Below are 17,380 nucleotides of genomic sequence, written 5' to 3' on the forward strand. Positions count from 1 at the left end.
GACCGGGCGCCGTCAGCCGGCGTCCGCCCAGGAGCCGACGACGGAGACGTCGAGCGGGAAGTCGACCGGGAACTCCCCGAACAGCAGCCGGCCGGCCGCGGCAGCGGCCTCCCGCACCGCCTCGCCGACCGCGTCGGCCAGGTGCTCGGGGGTGTGCACGACCACCTCGTCGTGCAGGAAGAACACCAGGTGCGGCCGGGCGGTGAGCTCGCCCTCCCCCAGCTGCCAGAGCCGGTTGCGCAGGTCGGCCAGCCAGCACAGCGCCCACTCCGCCGCCGTGCCCTGGACGACGAAGTTGCGGGTGAACCGGCCCCACGCGCGACGCTGGCGGTCGCGGTCCTCGCGGGAACCGCCGTCGTCGGGCGCCTCGCCGAGGTCGGCGCCGTCGGCCCACCCGGCCGCCGGCAGCGGTGAGCCGCGGCCGAGCAGGGTGCGCACCACCTCGCCGCGCTCGCCCGCCCGCGCCGCCTCCTCGACCAGGCCGATGGCGCGCGGGTAGCGCCGGGTCAGCCGCGGCATCATCCGGCCGCTCTCGCCGCGGGTGGCGCCGTACAGGGCGCCGAGCATCCCGACCTTGGCCTCCGCCCGGCTGCCGACGACGCCCGCCGCGACGATGCCCTGGTAGAGGTCGGCGCCGCGGGCCGCGTCGGCCATCGCGGAGTCCCCGCTCATCCCGGCCAGCACCCGCGGCTCGAGCTGGGCGACGTCGGCGACGACGAACCGCCACCCCTCGTCGGCGATCGCGGCCGGGCGCACCTGCACCGGCATCGACAGCGCCCCGCCCCCATTGGACGCCCACCGCCCGGTGACGACACCGCCGGGCACGAACCAGGAGCGGAACCGGCCCTCGCGCACCCAGGCGTCCAGCCACGCCCAGCCGTTGGCGGTGAGCAGCCGGGAGAGCTTGCGGTACTCGAGCAGCGGCGGCATCGCCGGGTGCTCGACCTGCTCGAGGGTCCAGGAGCGGGTGTCGGGGACCGGCAGCCCCGCCGCCCGGAGCGCCCGCAGCAGATCGGCCGGCGAGTCGGGATTGAGCCCGGGGGCGCCCAGCGCGTCCCGGATCCGGGCGGCCAGGCGCTCCAGCGCGGCCGGGCGCTGCCCCGCCGGCGGCCGCGGCCCGAGCAGCTCGGAGAGCAGCCGGTCGTGGACGTCGGCCCGCCACGGCAGGCCCGCGTACGTCATCTCGGCTGCCACCAGCGCGCCGGATGACTCCGCGGCGAGCAGCAGGGCCAGCCGCCCGCGCTCGGCGGAGGCGGCCAGCACCGCCTGCTGGCGCTCGTGCTCGGCGACCGGGTCCAGCCGGTCCGCGGGGTCGTCGAGCGGGAACAGCCCGGCGTCGACGGCGGTCACCGGCTGCAGCGCGTCCCAGCCCGGCGCGTCGTCGGCGGCGAGCAGCCCCCGGTCGGCGAACGGCGAGCGCCGCAGCAGCGCGTGGCACAGCCGCAGGTCGGTGCAGCGCGCGACCCGCACCCCCGCGGCCAGCAGCGCCGGGTACCAGCGCGTGGTGTCGTCCCAGACCCAGCGCACCGGCTCCGGCCCCGCCTCCCGGGCGGCCACGGCCTCCGGCAGCGCGTCGGCCGGCACCCGGAGGACGCCGTCGTCCGCCCGGAGCTCGACCTCCTCGCCGCGGCGCACGAGGACGATCCGGTTCACCCCCGCAGTCTCCTCGACGGGTACGACTGCGGGGCTCCGCGGCTGACCGAGCCCGCCCGGGGGTAGGGCGTCCCCATGGATGCCGTCTCGATGGGCAAGGCCGGTCTGCAGGGCTGGCGCGCGAGGGTCGCCGACACGGTGGCGACCCCGGTGGCACGACGGTCCCCGCTCACCGACGACCAGGTGCGGGCCGCGGTGGGGGCCGCGTTCTTCGTGCTGTCGGTCGTCTACGTCGTCCAGACGCTGCGGCAGCTGGGGCGTGGGAGGGCCGCCGCCGGTTAACGTTCGGCATGGCTGTCGATCCCCGCGGTGCCGATCTCAAGCGCTACCTGCAGGAGGACCCGGGCGGGCCCGTGGTCATGCTCAACCTGCTCCGCTACGCCGAGGGCGGCCGCGACTCCTACGCGCAGTACGCCGAGGCGCTGCGGACGACGTTCCTGCCCCGCTACGGCGGCGAGATCCTCTACGCCGGCGACGGCTCCACCGCGCTGGTCGCCGAGGCCGGGCAGGACTGGGATGCCGTGCTGCTGATCCGCTACCCGTCCCGCCAGGCGTTCAGCGCGATGGTGGCCGATCCGGAGTACCAGCAGGTCACCGCCCTGCGCACCCGCGCGCTCACCGAGGCGGTGCTGCAGGCCACGACCCCCTGGTGAGGGCACCCTAACCAGCCCCGGACTACCGTTCAGGCATGACCGAGGCACGACAGGCCACCCGCCAGCCCCGCAAGCGCACCCCGCGGGTGGCCGAGGTGCTGCGCACGACGCGCCTCACCCCGCACATGATCCGCGTCGTCCTCGGCGGCGAGGGGCTGGGCGACCTCCCCGCCGGCGAGTTCACCGACCACTACGTGAAGCTCCAGCTGCCCCCGGCCGGCGCCGGCTACACGGCGCCCTACGACGTCGACGAGCTGCGCGCCACCCTGCCGCCGGAGCAGTGGCCGGTCACCCGCACCTACACGGTGCGGGCGTGGGACGCCGAGGCCGGCGAGCTCACCATCGACTTCGTGCACCACGGCGACGTGGGCGTGGCCGGCCCGTGGGCCGCCGCCGCGCAGCCCGGTGACCGCATCCAGTTCATGGGGCCCGGCGGCGCCTACCGCCCGCACCCGGGCGCCGACTGGCACCTGCTCGCCGGGGACGAGGCCGCGCTGCCGGCCATCGCCGCGGCGCTCGAAGGACTGCCCGCCGGCGCGCGGGCCCTGGCCTTCGTCGAGGTCGCCGGCCCCGAGGAGGAGCAGCCCGACCTGACCGTGCCCGCCGGCACCGAGCTGCGCTGGCTGCACCGCGGGGACGGCGAACCGGGCGAGACGCTGGTCGCCGCCGTCCGGGCCGCGGAACTGCCGCCCGGCCGCGGGCACCTGTTCGTGCACGGCGAGGCCCACGCCGTCCGCGAGCTGCGCCGGCACCTGCGCGCCGTGTGCGGCCTCGACGCGGAGTGGACGTCGATCTCCGGCTACTGGCGGCGCGGCGACACCGAGGACGGCTGGCAGTCGACCAAGCAGGAGTGGAACGCGCAGATCGCGGCCGAGGAGGCCCCGGCGCCGGCCTGAGCCGCCCGCCCGGCCGCGGCGGCCGTCTGACAAGCTCGGAGCCCCACCGACCCCCACCGCAGGAGGACCCGTGCGCGCCGCCCAGATCTCCACCCTCGACGGCCCCCGGGCGATCCAGGTCGTCGACGTCCCCGAGCCCGAGGCCGGCGACAAGGTGCTCATCGACGTCCACGTCGCCGGCGTCACCTACCCCGAGGTGCTGCAGAGCCGCGGCGAGTACCAGATGAAGCCCCCGCTGCCCTTCACCCCGGGCAGCGAGGTGGCCGGCGTCGTGCGCTCCGCCCCCGAGGGCAGCGGCTTCACCGCCGGCCAGCGCGTCGCGGCCTTCCCGTCGCTCGGCGGCTTCGCCGAGGTCGTCGCCGCGGCGCCGTCGCTGACCTTCCCGCTCCCGGACGGCGTCAGCTTCGAGCAGGGCGCCGCCCTGCCCATGAACTACCTGACCATGCACTTCGCGCTGCGCCGACGCGGCCAGCTGCGCGAGGGCGAGTCGGTGCTGGTGCACGGCGCCGCCGGCGGGCTCGGCACGGCCGCCGTCCAGCTGGCCAAGGCCTACGGCGCCCGCGTGCTCGCCGTCGTGTCCAGCGACGCCAAGGGCGAGGTCGCCCGCGCCGCCGGCGCCGACGAGGTCGTGCCGGCCGACGGCTTCCGCGACGCGGTCAAGGAGCTGACCGGCGGCAAGGGCGTCGACGTGGTCGTCGACCCGGTCGGCGGCGACCGCTTCACCGACTCGCTGCGCAGCCTGGGCCGCGAGGGCCGGATCCTGGTCCTCGGCTTCACCGGCGGGGAGATCCCCACGGTCAAGGTCAACCGGCTGCTGCTCAACAACGTCTCCGTCGTCGGCGTCGGCTGGGGCGCGTTCTGGTCCGTCGGGGCGCCCGGCTTCCCCAAGGAGCAGTGGGAGGACCTCTACCCGCTGCTCGAGGCCGGGAAGCTCGACCCCGTGCTGGGCAGCGTGCACCCGCTGGAGGACGTCGTCGCCGCCGTCACCGAGCTCGACGAGCGCCGGGCCGCCGGCAAGGTCCTCCTCCGCGTCCGCGGCTGACCGCACCGGCTGCGGCGCTACTCCCCCAGGAGGCGCCGCAGCCGGCGCGCCGGCTCGCGCACCAGCAGGCCGGGCAGGCGCAGTGCGGCGGTCGCGGCGCGCACCCCGAACCGGAGCAGGTCGGGCCACTCGGCGGGCCTGGGCGCGGCCGCCACGGGCCGCTCCCGCACCGGCGGGGGCACCGGCGGCAGCGCGGGCGGCAGCAGCACGTCCATCGCGGCATGGGTGCGGCGCGGGGCGCGCAGCGAGGCGAAGGACGGGATCGGCGGAGCCGCGGGCGACTCCTCGTCGTCGGGGCCCCGTCCACGACCGGTCGTCGTCACGGTGCGCTCCTCCAGCTCGGTCTCCGGGAACGGGCCGCGTGCTCGGAGGAGCCGCCGCCCGGGGCCGTCGACACTAGCGCCGGCCCGCTGGGCGCCGCGCTCAGCGGTAGTTCACGTGCACGTGGTCCATGTGGTTGGCCGTCGCGCCGCCGCGGTTCTCCATGGGCTTCCACGCACCGCCCGGCGTGCTCATCATCCGCTGCTCCCAGATGAGGTACTCCACGCCGAGCTCGCTCCAGTGCGCCACGTGGTAGGCCACGATCGCGTCGCCGAGGGCGCCGTTCGCCATGACCATGTAGTCCACCGCGAGGCCCGAGGGGTGGCCGCCGGGGTCGGTGGCGCTGGGCCGGGTGCCGCCGAGGGTGATCGAGCCCGCCCCCGGGACGTTGCTGACGACGGCGTCCGCGGCGGCCTGCGCCCGCGGCTTGATCGCACCGGCGCTGTTGCTGATCGTCGCGCGGGTGGTGGCGGCGACCGAGCCCGCGGCCCGCGCGACCGCCGCGGCCGGGGCCTGTGCGGCCGGCGCGGGCTTCGCGGCAGCGGCCTGCGCCGCGGCCAGCTCGGCGAGCTCGGCGGCCTGCCGTGCGGCGGCCTCCTCCGCGGCCCGCCGGGCGGCGGCCTCCGCGTCGGCCCGCTGCTGGTCGAGCACCGCCTGGTCGGCGGCGGCCTGGGTGGCCAGCGCGGCGAACTCGGCGTCCTCACGGCTGCTGCGGCTGGCGGCCAGGTCGGCCAGCGGCCCCAGGTCCCGCGCGACGTCGACCGCGCCGGAGCTGCCCTCGATGCCGAGCTGGCGGGCGACGCTGACCGACTCGGTCTGCGCCGCCTCGGCCTGCGCGTCCGGGCCGGGCCCGACGACGAGGTTCACGATGACGGCGCCTGCGGCGGCGACGCCGATGTAGACGGCCGGCCGGCGGGTCGCCGACGGGGGGCGCCGGTGGGCGGCGGGGCGGGTGGACCGGGGTCGTGCGGTGGTGCTGGGGCGCGCCATCCGGCGGCTCTCCGTTCTTCCGATACCGCCTACCGGGTTAGCTGACGGATTCGGGCTCAGAAGTGCCCTACCCGCGGCGGACGGCGGTCCGGCGCGCGATTCACCCCAGTGCTGCGGTGGGTCCCCGGCTCCCCGCGCCCCGGAGGACGACGGCGACTCAGCGGCGCCCGGCGGCTTCCCCGGGTGGGGACGGTGCGACCGACGGACCGCGCCACGGTAGGCAGCGTTACGGTTCCGTGACAATCGGCGACCGGGCCACGCGGGGCCGGGACGGGCCCCCTACCTGGGGCGATGCGCCGGGTGTGAGGTGCGCCGCAGCTATGCGGGGCCCGGGCGTGTCGAGCGCCTCGGCAGCAGCAGTCGCCGCCCGCTCTCGATGAGGTGCTCGCGGAGCTCGGCGTCCTCCAGCGCGGCGGAGCCGGGATCGGCGGCCGGGCCGGGAAGCCCGACGAGGAACAGCGTGGCCGCGACCCGGAGGGCGGGGTCGGGACCGGCGAGCTGGTCGACGATCCGCTGCAGCACGCCCATGAGCGCCGGGTTCTGTTCGAGCAGGTGCCGGACGGCGACGTCGCCCATGAGCACCGACAACCCGCCGCGGTTGCCGATCAGCAGGTCGACGAGGCCGGCGACCAGCAGCTCCACCCGGCCGCGCCGGCTGCGCTCCGCCTCGGCGGCGACGGCCAGCCGCTCCAGCTCGTCGAGCGCGGGCCGCAGGGCGGCCAGGATGATCTCGTCCTTGGAGCGGTAGTGCCAGTAGACGGCCGCCTTGGTGACGCCGAGGGCGTCGGCGATCTTCTGCAGCGAGGTCTCGCTGACGCCGTCCTCGGCGAACAGCCGCAACGCGGCCTGCAGCAGGCGGGCGCGGCCGGCCCCCGCGGTGCGGTCGGTGCCACCCTCCGGAGCCGTGCTGCCCGGTGCTGCGCTCATCGCTCCCCCTCCCGACGTGTGCCATCTCACCTAGCCGATCGGCTAGGGCCAGCCTAGCTGCGCGGTTAGTCTCCTCGGAGCCGGCACGTCGCGTTCACCGACGCCGTCCGAGCCTGCGGACCGGCCCTCCGGCGCCGCGCCCGCCACCCCGATCGAGGAGTTCTCGTGGCCACCCTGCTCTACCGGCTCGGCCGGTTCTCCTTCCGCCGCCGCGGCCTGGTCGCCCTCGTCTGGGCGCTGCTGCTGGCGGTGTTCGGCGCGGGTGCGGCCACGCTGTCCGGGCCGACCTCGGACTCCTTCACCATCCCCGGCGTCGAGTCCATCACGGCCTTCGACACCCTCGAGCAGAAGATGGGCACGGCGGCGGACAACGCCTCGGCCCGCGTCGTCTTCCGCGCCGAGGGCACCGTGGCCGACGACGGGACGCGCAGCGCGATCGAGCAGGCGCTGGCCGAGGTCGCCGAGGCGCCGCACGTGGCATCGGTGACCGACCCGTTCCTGGAGAACGGCGTCTCCGCCGACGGGCGGACCGCGTACGCGCAGGTCGCCTACGACATCCAGACCATCGACGTCTCCGAGACCGACCGCGAGGCGCTGTTCGACGCCGGCCGCAGCGCCGAGAGCGCCGGCCTGCAGGTCGAGTTCGGCGGCGACGCCACCCAGGGCGTGCCCGAGCAGAGCGCCGCCGAGGTGATCGGCCTGCTGGTGGCGGCGCTCGTGCTGGCCCTCACCTTCGGCTCGCTGGTGGCCGCCGGCCTGCCGCTGCTCACCGCGATCATCGGCGTGGCCCTCGGCGTCTCCGGCGTCACGATCGCCACCGGCTTCGTCGAGCTGAGCTCCAGCACCCCGACGCTGGCGCTGATGCTCGGCCTCGCCGTCGCCATCGACTACGCGCTGTTCATCGTGTCGCGCTACCGCCACGAGCTGTTCCTCGGCCGGGAGCCGGAGGAGGCCGCCGGCCGCGCCGTGGGCACCGCGGGCTCCGCCGTGGTCTTCGCCGGCCTCACGGTGGTCATCGCGCTCGCCGCGCTCTCCGTCGTCGGCGTCCCGTTCCTCACCGCGATGGGCCTGGCCGCCGCCGGCACCGTCGCCGTCGCCGTCGTCATCGCGCTCACCCTGCTGCCGGCCGTGCTGGGCTTCGCCGGCCTGCGGATCCTCGGCACGCGCGGCCGCGCCCGCCTCGAGCGCGAGGAGCAGGCCGCGCAGCCGTTCGGCGCGCGCTGGGGCGCCGCCCTGGTCCGCCACCGGCTGGTCGCCCTGCTGGTCACCGCCGGCACGCTGCTCGTCGTCGCCGTCCCGGCGCTGGACCTGGAGCTGGGCCTGCCGGACGAGAGCACCGCCGCGCCGGACAGCACGCAGCGCAAGGCCTACGACCTGGTGAGCGAGGGCTTCGGCCCGGGCTTCAACGGACCGCTGCTGGTGCTGGTCGAGGGCGCCGGGGAGGGCGGCGCCGTCGCCGGGACCGAGCAGGCCCAGGCCGCCATCGCGCAGCTCGACGACGTCGCGGTCGTCGCACCGGCGCAGTTCAACCCGGCGCAGGACACCGCGGTCATGACCGTGATCCCGGCCAGCGGCCCGGCCACGGACGCCACCGAGGAGCTGGTGAGCACCATCCGCGACCTGGCGCCGCAGCTGCGGGCCGACACCGGGGTCTCCCTGGCCGTCACGGGAGTCACCGCGGTGACCCTCGACGTCGCCGACAAGCTCAACGCCGCGATGCTGCCCTACCTGCTCGTCGTCGTCGGGCTGGCGTTCCTGCTCCTCCTGCTGGTGTTCCGCAGCGTCCTGGTGCCGCTCAAGGCCGTGCTGGGCTTCCTGCTGAGCGTCGTCGCCACCTTCGGCGCCGTCGTCGCGATCTTCCAGTGGGGGTGGCTCAGCGGCGTGTTCGGCGTGGAGAGCACCGGGCCGATCATCAGCCTGCTGCCGATCTTCCTCATCGGCGTGCTGTTCGGCCTCGCGATGGACTACGAGGTCTTCCTCGTGACCCGCATGCGGGAGGAGTACGTCCACGGCGCCACGCCGGACGAGGCGGTCGTCGGCGGCATGCGCCACGGCACCCGGGTGGTCACCGCGGCCGCGCTGATCATGATCAGCGTCTTCGCCGGCTTCATCCTGGCCAGCGACACGATCATCAAGACGATGGGTTTCGCCCTGGCCTTCGGGGTCGCGGTCGACGCCTTCCTCGTCCGCATGACGATCGTGCCCGCGGTGCTCTCGCTGCTGGGCCGCTCGGCCTGGCGGCTGCCCCGCTGGCTGGACCGGGTGCTGCCCGACGTCGACGTCGAGGGCGAGAAGCTCACCCGCGCGCTCGAGGACAGCCCCGCGGCGAAGGAGCCGGTCGCCGTCTGAGCCCGGCGACCGGCCGCCGGCGGGGTCGCCGATCAGAGCCGGCGGAGGGCCTTCAGCGCCTCCGCGGCCATCCCGGCCTCGCCACGCGCGTTGGGGTGCACGATCACCGGGTTGGTGCCCTGGAGCACCGGCTCGACCCAGCGGACGCCGAGCGGCTGGCAGGCGTCGTGCCCGTCCGAGGCCCGGCTCATGTCGACGTAGGTCACGCCGGTCGCCTTCGCCGCCCGGCGGACGGCGTCGTTGAGGGTGGCCTGCACACCGCGCAGGTAGGGGATGTCACCGGTCGCGATCGGCATCTTGTCGAAGCAGCCGCCGGCCGCCGGGACGATCCACGGGTAGCCCAGGATCGCGACCTCGGCCCGCGGCGCCTTCGCCCGCACCGCCTGGAGCACCTGCACCAGGGCCGGGTAGGTCGTCGTCCGGATGGTGTCCTCGTAGGACGTGCCGTACGTGTCGCGGCACGGGCTGCCCTGGCCGAGGGTCGAGAGCCCGGCAGCGCCGCACTGCAGGATCGCGTTGAGGAACACGCTGCTGTCGTTGCCGCCGATCGTCATCGTGACCACCTGCGTGTCCGCGGCGACCGCGTCCAGCTGGGGAGCCACGCCCGGGTACTGCGCGGCCAGGAAGTCACCGGTGTCGGCGGCCCCGCAGGTCACGTCGGTGAGCTGCGCGCCGGTCGCGGCCGCGATGACGTGCGGGTAGTTCGCCGTCGAGCGCAGGCACTGCGGCGGCGCGGTCAGGTCCGGCGGCAGGACGCCGGAGGCCGCGCTGTAGGAGTCGCCCAGCGCGACGTAGCGGACCGGGCCGCCGGCCGACGACGGTGGCGCGAGCACCACCAGCGAGACGACGAGGACGAACAGGCACGCGACGAGACGGCGCACGGGAGCACTCCAGCGGGGCGGGGACGAGGTGCCGGGGACAACGAGCGCCCGCCTGCGGCGTTACGGACGTCACACGTGCGAGCGGTGGAAGCACTCTTCCGGATGCCCGGCGACGGTCCGCGGGACTCCCGACGTGCTCCGGCCGTAACAGGCCTGACACCATTCCCGGAGTTTCCCGATCACGGGGCCGCCCCCGCAGGCGCGCGAGCGCCGCGGTGGCTGGAACCCGCCTGGGACGAGAAGGTGGGTCGTAGCGGATGGAGAGGATCCTCGTGACTGCCATAGACGCGGTTCTGGACGAAGCCGGGCTGACGAACGAAGCGGTTCGCGCCTACGTGAAGCACTGGGCGCAGCACACCGGCGCCGAGCGGGTCGAGGTCGTCAACGCCTCCGACGACGCGCGGCTGATCGCCGAGGCGCTCGAGGCGGGTGAGCTCCTCCCCGCAGGCAAGGGGCGCTACTACTCGCGCAGCCACCCCAAGGACACGGCGCGCTCCGAGGAGCGCACGGTCGTCGCGACGAACAACCCCGACGACAAGGGCGAGTACAACAACTGGCGCCCGGCGTCGGAGATGCGCCCGATGCTCGAGGAGCGGATGGCCGGCAAGTCCGCGGGCAAGACGATGTACGTCGTCCCCTACGTGATGGCGCCCCCCGGCTCCCCGCTGCAGCCCTTCGCCACCGGCGTGGAGCTCACCGACACCCGCACCGTCGTCCTGCACATGATCCGCATGGCGCGGGTGGGCGTGCAGTACGTCAACGACCTCGCCGACCAGGACTACTTCGTCCGCGGCGTGCACGTCACCGGCGACCTGGACAGCCTGGGCCAGGGCACCGCCGAGGACCAGCGCTACTTCGTGACCATCGCCGACGAGCGCACGATCCTGCACTACGGCTCGTCCTACGGCGGCAACGCGCTGCTGGGCAAGATCGCCCACGGGCTGCGCCAGGCCACCTACGACGGCTGGGCCTCCGGCAAGTTCCTCGCCGAGCAGTTCCTGCTCCTGGGGATCACCGACAAGGAGACCGGCCGCACGTACCACATCGTGGGCGGCATGCCGAGCGCCTCGGGCAAGACCAACCTGGCCATGATCCTGTCGCCGGACTCCCTGGGCGACCGGTACCAGGTGCACTTCTACGGCGACGACATCGCCTGGCTGTGGGTCGACGACGAGGACGGTCGCGTCTACGCGATCAACCCGGAGTACGGGGCCTTCGGCGTCGCCAAGGACACCAACGAGACCACCAACCCCACCGCGGTCGAGGCGATCGCCGAGGGCACCGGGACTATCTTCACCAACGTCGCCTACAACGAGCAGACGCAGGACGTCTGGTGGGAGGGCAAGAGCAAGCAGCCCCCGGCCGACGTCACCGGCTGGCGCGACTGGAAGGGCGAGCTGATCTCGGAGCGCTCCGAGGAGGAGAAGGACGCTCCCTGGGCGCACCCGAACAGCCGGTTCACCACCACGCTGGCCAACATCCCGAACATCGCGCCGGACTACGAGAACCCCAAGGGCGTCCCGGTCGACGCGATCATCTTCGGTGGGCGCACCCGTGACCGCGAGCCGCTGATCCGCGCGATCACCGACCTCGCCGAGGGCGTCTACGACGGCCTCACCCTGGGCGCGGAGGCGACCTTCGCGGCCGAGGGCACCGAGGGCGTGCTGCGGTACGACCCGATGTCGATGCGGCCCTTCATGGCCTACTCCGAGGGCCGGTACGCCGAGCACTGGCTGAAGATCATCGGGGCCGCCAAGGACCAGCCGATCTTCGCCCACGTGAACTGGTTCCAGCGCGGCGAGGACGGCCGCTTCCTGTGGCCGGGCTACCGGGACAACCTCCGCCCGCTGCTGTGGCTCATGCAGCTGCGCAACGGCGAGGTCACCGGCCGGCAGACCCCCGTCGGCATCGTGCCGACCAAGGAGGAGCTGTCGCTCGAGGGCATGGACGACCTCCGCGCCGACGACCTCGAGACGCTCCTGACGATCGACACCCACCGCTGGCAGCAGGAGATGGGCCACCGCGAGCAGCACCTCTCGCTGTTCCGCGACATGCCCCAGGAGATCTGGGCGGCGCACCGCCGCGTCTCCGACGCCCTGGACGCCGAGGCGAAGTGATCACCGGGGGTCCCCTCCCCCGCTGACCGCCACGAAGGCCCCGACCGCACGCCGGTCGGGGCCTTCGTCGTCTCCCGCCCGGCGTGCAGCATCTGGATCCGTTCGATGCGTCTGATGGGGTGAGGACGGCTGACGGGAGCGGGCGTGACGTTCGAGGAGTTCGTGGACGCGCAGGGGGCTGCCCTGCTGCGGCTGGCGTTCGTCCTGACCGGCGACCGGCACCTCGCCGAGGACCTGACCCAGACGGCGCTGGCGGACGCCTATCGGCACTGGCGGAAGGTGACCGCGGCGCAGGACCCCGCGGCGTACGTCCGCCGGATGCTGGTGAACGCGCACCTGAGCTGGCGACGGCGCCGGTCGAGCACCGAGCGCCCGAGCGAGCTGCCCGACCGGGTCGACCTCGCCGACCGGCCCGGCGACGCCCTGGCGGAACGCGACCAGCTGCGCACGCTGCTGGCCGGCCTGGCGCCGCGGGCACGCACCGTGCTGGTGCTCCGGTACCACGCCGACCTGGACGACGCCGCGATCGCCGACGCGATGGGCGTCAGCCCGAGCGCCGTGCGCGCGACCGCCTCGCGCGCGCTGGCCACCCTGCGCACCACCGCCCTCACCGAGACCGTCCAGGAGGCGCCATGAGCAGCCCCACCGAGCGGCACCTGCGGGAGCTCTTCGCCGCCGACGCCGCGGCCGCGCCGGACGCCGGCGGCCTGGCCACCGTGACCCTGCACCGGGTGCGCCGGCGCCGGCGCGTCCGGCGAACGGTGGCGGCCGGGCTCGTCGCGGCTGCCGCCGTCGTCGGCGGGACTGCGGCCGGTTGGGACCCGCTCGCCTCCGACCCGTCGCCCGTGGCCGCGCCCACCGGCGTCGGCGCGCTCCCCGGCGACGCCACCACGGACTGCCAGGGGTACTCGGTCGTCGGGCTCGCCGCCCTCCTGACCCGCGACGGGGGCTTCGCCTTCGACGGCACCGTCGCGGCGGTCGAGCCCGGCCCGGACCTCGGGCCGGAGATGCCCCGTCAGATGGTGCGCGTGACGTTCCAGGTGCGGACCTGGTACGCCGGCGGCTCGGGCGGGACGGTGGACGTGCTCCTCGACGGGCCGGACACCGAGGACTCGGAGGTGCGCGCCTATGGGATCGGCACGCGCCTGCTCGTTTCCGGCGTGCTCGCGTCCACCGAGCGTGCGTCGGGGGCCATGCCCGTGGACGACGACATGGCCCGGTTCGGCTTCACCTGCGGCTACACCCGCTACTTCGACGGGGCCACCGCCGACGAGTGGACCGCCGTCGCCGCCGGGGAGCTGCCGGCGGGCCCGCTGCCGGAGGAGGACGCCAGCGGCTGCCCCGGCTACTCCCCTGCCCTCGTGGCCGAGACGGGCTTCGCGCTGGACGGCACCGTCACCGAGATCGGACAGCAGCGGTTCCCCCCGCTGCCGGGAGACCCCGCCGACGGCTACTACTCGGTCACCTTCGAGGTGCACGCCTGGTACCGGGGCGGCACCGGCGAGACGGTGACCGTGCACATGACGGCTCCCTACGTCGAGACGGCACAGGGGTTCGACGAGACCTACGCCCTGGGCTCGCGCCTCCTGGTCGCCGGGGACGTGAGCGACGTCGAGGGCCGGGGTCCCATCGCCGAGGGCTGCGGCCTCATCCGCTACTACGACGAGGCCACCGCCGCCGAGTGGGCCGCCGCTGCGTGAACCCCCGCAACGACGAGATCGGCGATCTCGCACGCTCTGGATGTCCGGAGGGTGCGAGATCGCCGATCTCGTCAGCTGGCCTGCGGCTCAGTCGAGATAGTCGCGCAGGACCTGGGAGCGGCTGGGGTGGCGCAGCTTGCTCATCGTCTTGGACTCGATCTGCCGGATCCGCTCCCGGGTGACCCCGTAGACGCGGCCGATCTCGTCCAGGGTGCGCGGCTGGCCGTCGGTGAGGCCGAAGCGCAGCCGGACCACGCCGGCCTCCCGCTCCGACAGCGTCTGCAGCACGGAGAGCAGCTGGTCCTGCATCAGGCCGAAGCTCACCGCGTCGACGGCGACGACGGCCTCGGAGTCCTCGATGAAGTCACCGAGCTGGCTGTCGCCCTCGTCGCCGATGGTCTGGTCGAGGCTGATCGGCTCCCGGGCGTACTGCTGGATCTCCAGCACCTTCTCCGGGGTGAGGTCGAGCTCCTTGGCCAGCTCCTCCGGGGTGGGCTCGCGGCCGAGGGACTGCGACATCTCCCGCTGGATGCGGCCGAGCTTGTTGATGACCTCGACCATGTGCACCGGGATGCGGATCGTGCGCGCCTGGTCGGCCATCGCGCGGGTGATCGCCTGGCGGATCCACCACGTCGCGTAGGTCGAGAACTTGAAGCCCTTGGTGTAGTCGAACTTCTCCACCGCCCGGATCAGGCCCATGTTGCCCTCCTGGATGAGGTCCAGGAACGCCATGCCGCGGCCGGTGTAGCGCTTGGCCAGCGACACCACGAGGCGCAGGTTGGCCTCCAGCAGGTGGTCCTTGGCGCGCTCGCCGTCCCGGGTCACCCAGGTGAGCTCGCGGCGGCGGGCCACCGGCAGCGTCTCACCGGCGGCAGCGGCGTCGGCGAGCTTGTGGCTGGCGTAGAGCCCGGCCTCGATCCGCTTGGCGAGGTCGACCTCCTCCTCGGCGGTGAGCAGCTTCACCCGGCCGATGAGCTTGAGGTAGGCCCGCACCGCGTCGGTGGAGGCCGTCATCTCGGCGTCCTTGCGGGCCTTGCGCAGGGCCGCGGACTCCTCCTCGTCGCCCCACTCGAACTCGCCACCGGTGGCGCCGGCCGCGGCGTCGCCCTCGGCCTCGGGGGCGTCGCTGTCGTCGTCCTCCTCCACCGCGCTGGTGGTGACGGTCACGGTCTCCGCCGGGACGGCGGTCTCGAGGACGTCGTCGTCGAGGACCTCGTCGGTCTCGGCCGGCGCGGCCTTCGACTTCGGTGCGGCCTTCGCCTTGGCGGGCGCCTTCGGCTTGGCGGCGGCCTTGGGCTTGGCGGCGGCCTTGGGCTTGGCGGCGGCCTTGGGCTTCGCCGCGGTCTTGGGCTTGGTGGGAGTGGTGATGGTTTCGTCCGTAGCGTTCGGGGCCGGCTGGGCGATGTCGGTCGCAGTCATCGTCGCCTCTCGTGACGGGATCGGACGGCGTCGCGGGGACGTGGCGGTCCTGGCGGAGAGGCCGGCGCGTGCGCGACGAGGAGCCGGCACGTGCTGAGGGTGGGGAGCGGATGTCCTGCGGTTCCGGCCGTTTCGGCGCGTTCCCGGGGACGACGAGCCATTTTAGCCCGTCCTCGGGACCGGTGCCGCCGCCCACCGTTCCGGGCCGCCCCCACGGGGTGGAATCGCCCCACCGGCGGCGGGACGCACGCCGCACCCGGGCACCCCGCACGTTCGGCCCGCCCCCGCCGCGGGCAGGCTCGGGGTGCAGCCGCTGACGGGAGGAGGTCCCCGGTGCCCGCCACCGACACCGACGCACGACGGGGGCCCCGAGCCCTCCACGGCCGGGCCCGGCGGACCTGGGCCCGGCACCCGCGGGTGGGGATGGCGCTCAAGGCGGCGCTGGCCGCCTCGCTGGCCTGGGCGCTGGTGCGGCTGGTCCCCGGCCCGGCCGCCGACTACCCGTACTACGCGCCCCTGGGCGCGGTCATCGCCAGCTCGACGACGCTGACCGGCTCGGTCCGGGAGTCGGCGCAGACGGTCACCGCCATCTCGCTGGGCGCCGCGGTCGCGCTCGTCGTCGACGCCGTGACCGGCCCCGACCTCCTGGCGATCGCGCTCGTCGTCGCGGTCGGGGTGCTGCTGGCCGGCTGGCCGCTGCTGGGCAGCTCGCGCAGCTGGGTGCCGACATCCGGGCTGTTCGTGCTCATCATCGGCAACGCCAACCCGACGGCCTACGTGCTCGGCTACGCCGGGCTGACCCTGTTCGGTGCGCTCGTGGGGCTCGCCGTCACCGCCGCCTTCCCGCCGCTCCCGCTGGCGCCGGCGCAGGCCCAGCTCCAGCTGCTGCGCGACGCGCTGGCCGACCAGCTGGACGACCTCGCCGACGGGCTGCGCCAGCAGACCCCGCCCACCGCGGAGGGCTGGCAGGAGCGGACCCGCACGATCGACCCTGTGCTGGCCGAGATGCGGGCCGCCGTCGAGCAGGCGCTGGAGGCGCAGCGCGGCAACCGCAAGGCCCGCCGCTACGCCGAGGACGCGCGGCAGCAGGTGCTGCAGGCCCGCGCCCTGGAGCGGCTGACGCTGCTGGTCGAGGAGCTCACCGACGCGCTGACCGCCACCGAGCGGGCCGAGCTCGAGCGGGTGGCACTGGGCCCGGCGCTGCGGCCGGCCGCGGCCCGGACCCTCGGCGCCCTGGGCGACGCGCTCCGGACGGTGCGGGACCGGACGGCGGACCCGGAGGCGCTCCGCGTGGCGGACGACGCGGTCCAGGCCCTCGCCGACGAGGTCCGGCGCACCCGCAGCGCAACGCGCGAGGACCTGTTCGTGGCCGGCAGCGTCATCGACGCCGTCCGCCGCGGGCTGGTCGCGCTCGGCGCGCCGTCGTGAGCCGCGTGGGGCGGCGGCTCAGCTGCCGATCTCGGTGCGGACGGCGTACAGCTCGGGGAAGAAGGTGAGGTCCAGGGCCCGCTTGAGGAACCCGACGCCCGAGGAGCCCCCGGTGCCGGTCTTGGCGCCGATCGTGCGCTGCACGGTCAGCAGGTGGCGGAACCGCCACATCTGGAAGTTGTCCTCGATGTCGACGAGGCTCTCGCAGGCCTCGTAGACCCCCCACGGCGTCTCGGTCGACTCGTAGATCCGCCGGAACACCGGCACGAGCCCCTCCGCGAACCGCCACGGCTCCCGGACGTCGCGGTCCAGCACGGCCCGCGGGACGTCGAACCCGGCCCGGGCCAGCAGCCGCAGGAACTCGTCGTAGAGCGTCGGCGCGTCCAGCAGCTCGGCGAGCAGCTGCCGGGCGGCCGGCTCGGCCTCGAACACCTGCAGCATCGCGGCGTTCTTGTTGCCCAGGACGAACTCCACCGCGCGGTACTGGTGGGACTGGAACCCCGAGGCGTTGCCGAGGGCGCCGCGGAACTGCGCGTACTCCCGCGGGGTGAGGGTGGCCAGCACCGACCACTGCTCGGTGAGCGTGCGCTGGATGTTCTTGACCCGGGCCAGGCACTTCAGCGCCGGGTCCAGCTCGTCGGCGGCGAGGTAGCGGCGGGCGGCCACCAGCTCGTGCAGCACCAGCTTCAGCCACAGCTCGCTGGTCTGGTGCTGGACGATGAACAGCAGCTCGTCGTGGTGCTCGGGGCTGCTGCGCGGGTGCTGGGCGGCCAGCAGCTGGTCCAGGCCGAGGTAGCCGCCGTAGCCGGCGTCGGCGGTCAGGTCGGTCCGGATGGACTGCTCGAGCGTGCGCTCCGCGCGTGCGGCGTCGTCGGGATCGGTGGCCATGGGCGCACGCTAGCCCTCGCGGGGGAGGTCGCAGCTCCCTCTGGAAGAGTGAGGACGTCCGGGCATGCCCGGACGAGATGCGGGGAAACCACGCGTGCAGCGGCCCGGGAGATGAC

16 protein-coding genes and 1 riboswitch are annotated in these 17,380 nt (G+C 74.8%); of the genes, 9 read left to right on the forward strand and 7 right to left on the reverse strand.

Features of this window, described 5'->3' with window-relative positions:
• Positions 1–12: 12 nt before the first annotated feature.
• A complete protein-coding gene (locus JKP75_RS10230; RefSeq protein WP_200491536.1) occupies positions 13–1,653 on the reverse strand; it encodes a bifunctional 3'-5' exonuclease/DNA polymerase in 1,641 nt (546 codons plus the stop codon).
• A 75-nt stretch (positions 1,654–1,728) separates the two neighbouring features.
• On the opposite strand from JKP75_RS10230, the gene JKP75_RS10235 reads away from it, so the two are divergent.
• The 4 genes from JKP75_RS10235 (at position 1,729) to JKP75_RS23845 (ending at position 4,244) form a co-directional block, all read left to right on the forward strand.
• On the forward strand, positions 1,729–1,935 hold the full coding sequence (locus JKP75_RS10235) for a hypothetical protein (protein ID WP_200491535.1): 207 nt from the start codon (positions 1,729–1,731) through the stop codon (positions 1,933–1,935).
• Between the two features lie 8 nt (positions 1,936–1,943).
• Complete coding sequence (locus tag JKP75_RS10240) at positions 1,944–2,306, forward strand: DUF1330 domain-containing protein (RefSeq protein ID WP_200491534.1); 363 nt, start codon at positions 1,944–1,946, stop codon at positions 2,304–2,306.
• Between the two features lie 35 nt (positions 2,307–2,341).
• Positions 2,342–3,202: a siderophore-interacting protein gene (locus JKP75_RS10245; protein ID WP_200491533.1), complete on the forward strand. Its 861-nt coding sequence runs from the start codon at positions 2,342–2,344 to the stop codon at positions 3,200–3,202.
• A gap of 70 nt (positions 3,203–3,272) precedes the next feature.
• Complete coding sequence (locus tag JKP75_RS23845; protein WP_200491532.1) at positions 3,273–4,244, forward strand: NADPH:quinone oxidoreductase family protein; 972 nt, start codon at positions 3,273–3,275, stop codon at positions 4,242–4,244.
• A 17-nt stretch (positions 4,245–4,261) separates the two neighbouring features.
• On the opposite strand, the gene JKP75_RS10255 is transcribed toward JKP75_RS23845, so the two are convergent.
• From JKP75_RS10255 to JKP75_RS10265, 3 genes are all read right to left on the reverse strand, one after another.
• Positions 4,262–4,567 carry a hypothetical protein gene (locus tag JKP75_RS10255; protein WP_200491531.1) on the reverse strand — a complete coding sequence of 102 codons (306 nt, stop codon included), beginning with the start codon at positions 4,565–4,567 and terminating at the stop codon, positions 4,262–4,264.
• Between the two features lie 100 nt (positions 4,568–4,667).
• Positions 4,668–5,555 carry a hypothetical protein gene (locus tag JKP75_RS10260; RefSeq protein WP_200491530.1) on the reverse strand — a complete coding sequence of 296 codons (888 nt, stop codon included), beginning with the start codon at positions 5,553–5,555 and terminating at the stop codon, positions 4,668–4,670.
• Positions 5,556–5,566: 11 nt separating this feature from the next.
• A riboswitch (cyclic di-AMP (ydaO/yuaA leader) is annotated at positions 5,567–5,720 on the reverse strand.
• Between the two features lie 153 nt (positions 5,721–5,873).
• Positions 5,874–6,482 carry a TetR/AcrR family transcriptional regulator gene (locus JKP75_RS10265; protein WP_200491529.1) on the reverse strand — a complete coding sequence of 203 codons (609 nt, stop codon included), beginning with the start codon at positions 6,480–6,482 and terminating at the stop codon, positions 5,874–5,876.
• A 165-nt stretch (positions 6,483–6,647) separates the two neighbouring features.
• Between JKP75_RS10265 and JKP75_RS10270 the strand changes: the two genes are divergently transcribed.
• The gene (locus JKP75_RS10270) at positions 6,648–8,831 is read left to right on the forward strand and encodes an MMPL family transporter (protein WP_200491528.1); all 2,184 of its coding nucleotides are present in this window, start codon (positions 6,648–6,650) and stop codon (positions 8,829–8,831) included.
• Between the two features lie 32 nt (positions 8,832–8,863).
• On the opposite strand, the gene JKP75_RS10275 is transcribed toward JKP75_RS10270, so the two are convergent.
• On the reverse strand, positions 8,864–9,712 hold the full coding sequence (locus JKP75_RS10275) for an SGNH/GDSL hydrolase family protein (RefSeq protein WP_200493039.1): 849 nt from the start codon (positions 9,710–9,712) through the stop codon (positions 8,864–8,866).
• 272 nt (positions 9,713–9,984) lie between these two features.
• On the opposite strand from JKP75_RS10275, the gene JKP75_RS10280 reads away from it, so the two are divergent.
• From JKP75_RS10280 to JKP75_RS10290, 3 genes are all read left to right on the forward strand, one after another.
• Positions 9,985–11,829 carry a phosphoenolpyruvate carboxykinase (GTP) gene (locus JKP75_RS10280; RefSeq protein WP_309229735.1) on the forward strand — a complete coding sequence of 615 codons (1,845 nt, stop codon included), beginning with the start codon at positions 9,985–9,987 and terminating at the stop codon, positions 11,827–11,829.
• A gap of 144 nt (positions 11,830–11,973) precedes the next feature.
• Entirely contained in the window at positions 11,974–12,465 is a 492-nt protein-coding gene (locus tag JKP75_RS10285) for a SigE family RNA polymerase sigma factor (RefSeq protein ID WP_309229736.1), read from the forward strand.
• The gene (locus tag JKP75_RS10290) at positions 12,462–13,529 is read left to right on the forward strand and encodes a hypothetical protein (protein WP_200491526.1); all 1,068 of its coding nucleotides are present in this window, start codon (positions 12,462–12,464) and stop codon (positions 13,527–13,529) included. The genes JKP75_RS10285 and JKP75_RS10290 overlap by 4 nt, the downstream gene beginning before the upstream one ends.
• An 87-nt stretch (positions 13,530–13,616) precedes the next feature.
• On the opposite strand, the gene JKP75_RS10295 is transcribed toward JKP75_RS10290, so the two are convergent.
• Positions 13,617–14,969: an RNA polymerase sigma factor gene (locus JKP75_RS10295; RefSeq protein WP_309229988.1), complete on the reverse strand. Its 1,353-nt coding sequence runs from the start codon at positions 14,967–14,969 to the stop codon at positions 13,617–13,619.
• A 312-nt stretch (positions 14,970–15,281) separates the two neighbouring features.
• Here JKP75_RS10295 and JKP75_RS10300 point away from each other — a divergent pair, with 312 nt between their 5' ends.
• On the forward strand, positions 15,282–16,376 hold the full coding sequence (locus JKP75_RS10300; RefSeq protein ID WP_200491525.1) for an aromatic acid exporter family protein: 1,095 nt from the start codon (positions 15,282–15,284) through the stop codon (positions 16,374–16,376).
• A gap of 18 nt (positions 16,377–16,394) precedes the next feature.
• Here JKP75_RS10300 and JKP75_RS10305 read toward each other — a convergent pair whose 3' ends face one another.
• Complete coding sequence (locus JKP75_RS10305) at positions 16,395–17,264, reverse strand: tryptophan 2,3-dioxygenase (protein ID WP_200491524.1); 870 nt, start codon at positions 17,262–17,264, stop codon at positions 16,395–16,397.
• Between the last annotated feature and the right edge of the window lie 116 nt (positions 17,265–17,380).

Source organism: Blastococcus sp. TML/M2B, from assembly GCF_016612865.1.
Lineage (GTDB): Bacteria > Actinomycetota > Actinomycetes > Mycobacteriales > Geodermatophilaceae > Blastococcus.

Excerpts from the sequence above, each read along its gene's own strand:
- JKP75_RS10235 (WP_200491535.1), top strand. The coding sequence starts at position 1,729 with ATGGATGCCGTCTCGATGGGCAAGGCCGGTCTGCAGGGCTGGCGCGCG.
- JKP75_RS10240 (WP_200491534.1), top strand. The coding sequence starts at position 1,944 with ATGGCTGTCGATCCCCGCGGTGCCGATCTCAAGCGCTACCTGCAGGAG.
- JKP75_RS10245 (WP_200491533.1), top strand. The coding sequence starts at position 2,342 with ATGACCGAGGCACGACAGGCCACCCGCCAGCCCCGCAAGCGCACCCCG.
- JKP75_RS10260 (WP_200491530.1), bottom strand. The coding sequence starts at position 5,555 with ATGGCGCGCCCCAGCACCACCGCACGACCCCGGTCCACCCGCCCCGCC.
- JKP75_RS10265 (WP_200491529.1), bottom strand. The coding sequence starts at position 6,482 with ATGAGCGCAGCACCGGGCAGCACGGCTCCGGAGGGTGGCACCGACCGC.
- JKP75_RS10290 (WP_200491526.1), top strand. The coding sequence starts at position 12,462 with ATGAGCAGCCCCACCGAGCGGCACCTGCGGGAGCTCTTCGCCGCCGAC.
- JKP75_RS10305 (WP_200491524.1), bottom strand. The coding sequence starts at position 17,264 with ATGGCCACCGATCCCGACGACGCCGCACGCGCGGAGCGCACGCTCGAG.